Annotated in this window: 2 protein-coding genes; both read left to right on the forward strand. The window is 24.3% G+C overall.

Annotated elements, in window-relative coordinates; translation table 4 throughout:
• Window positions 1-208 precede the first annotated feature (208 nt).
• The gene (locus tag EHV01_RS05610) at window positions 209-355 is read left to right on the forward strand and encodes a hypothetical protein (RefSeq protein ID WP_422066600.1); all 147 of its coding nucleotides are present in this window, start codon (window positions 209-211) and stop codon (window positions 353-355) included.
• 117 nt (window positions 356-472) lie between these two features.
• Window positions 473-1,300 (forward strand): hypothetical protein, encoded by an 828-nt coding sequence (locus EHV01_RS05615; protein WP_422066601.1) that lies wholly within the window; start codon window positions 473-475, stop codon window positions 1,298-1,300.
• Window positions 1,301-1,375: the final 75 nt, after the last annotated feature.

Consider the following 1,375-nt stretch of genomic DNA (forward strand, 5'->3'; position numbering starts at 1 on the left):
AWWTGTTGTTTAATTATCATTACCTCCTTTTAGGAGTTGTTTTATTTCAAATAAAAAACAACCCTTTAATAAGGGTTGTTTTTTCCTACTTCATCCTTTATTCTACATTTTAAAATAATTTAAATATTTTATACTCAAATTATGAGATATTACGTTAATTAAGTAAAAAATTTTGATTAAAATTTTAATATAAAAAAGGAGAAAAAATATGAAAAAATTATTTAGTTTATTAACTGTATTAACAATTAGTAGTATAAGTTTTCCAAATGTCCTTGCTGTTAATCCATATCAATCACAAAAAACAAAAAATTTAAGTGATTTAATCAAAATTATTGATTTAGGTAATATTATTTAGTAGTGATGAAGATGATATTTTGTATGCAATTGTTGCTTTAAATCCTGGATTAAGAGTCAATAAACTAAGAGTTGCACAAGTCTATTAATAATAGATGAGCTCGAATTATTTTTGCAGATGCTCCCGATAATACTACTAAGTAATAATTATGTTGTTGTAAGTTTTAATATTTCTTCAGAAGGAAGAATTGGTAATTCAATTTTTTATAATTTTCATACAAGATTAGAACCTCATCGACCTACTCCACCAATTCCAACTACAGAAATTACATCAAATGAGATTCCAAATCCAACAATAAGATCAAATAATGAAAAAGAAAATAGTAAAAACCAATCTAAAAAACCAATTTATGGAACAGTTTTACCTAAAAGTGAAAGAACAAAACAAAATAAACTTTTATCGCAAGTTCCAAAACCACGAAATTTAAGTAATTTTTTGGTGCAGACAGCTTTAGGAGAATTACCGGATAATTTACCAACAACAATTTCAAATTATTTACGTGAATTAAATCCAACATTAGATTTGAATCAAATTTCTATTAGAGATATAACGTTAAGTTCAGCAATGATAACATCTAATGAAAATTCAAGATATACTGGGAGTTTACAAGTAACATTTACTTTAAATGCTAAAGACAAACAAAATTCTAATAAGACTGATGAAAATGAACCAGATAATGATTCCAATGCAAATGCTAATCGTAAAGTTAAAGATATGATTAACAAGTTTAATAATCTTTCAAAACAATCTAAGCAAAATAAGTTAGATGAGATAAATGATTATTATCAAACATTATCTGAAAATGATAAAGCCAATTTTAAAAATAAATTAAAAAATATTGGATTAGGTCTTACTTCTAGTGGAATATCTGGTGCTGGAATGTTAGGGATTTCAAAAATGGCTGGAGTATCACCAATAGACTTCTTGCATAACCTATTAAAATAATTGTAAATATTTTTAAAAAGATACTAATAGCAAATTATAATTTTAATTAATTATGTCTTTTATTTAAAAATWTAW

This window comes from Spiroplasma sp. hy2, assembly GCF_044714365.1.
Classification (GTDB): Bacteria; Bacillota_I; Bacilli_A; order Mycoplasmatales; family Mycoplasmataceae; genus Spiroplasma; species Spiroplasma phoeniceum.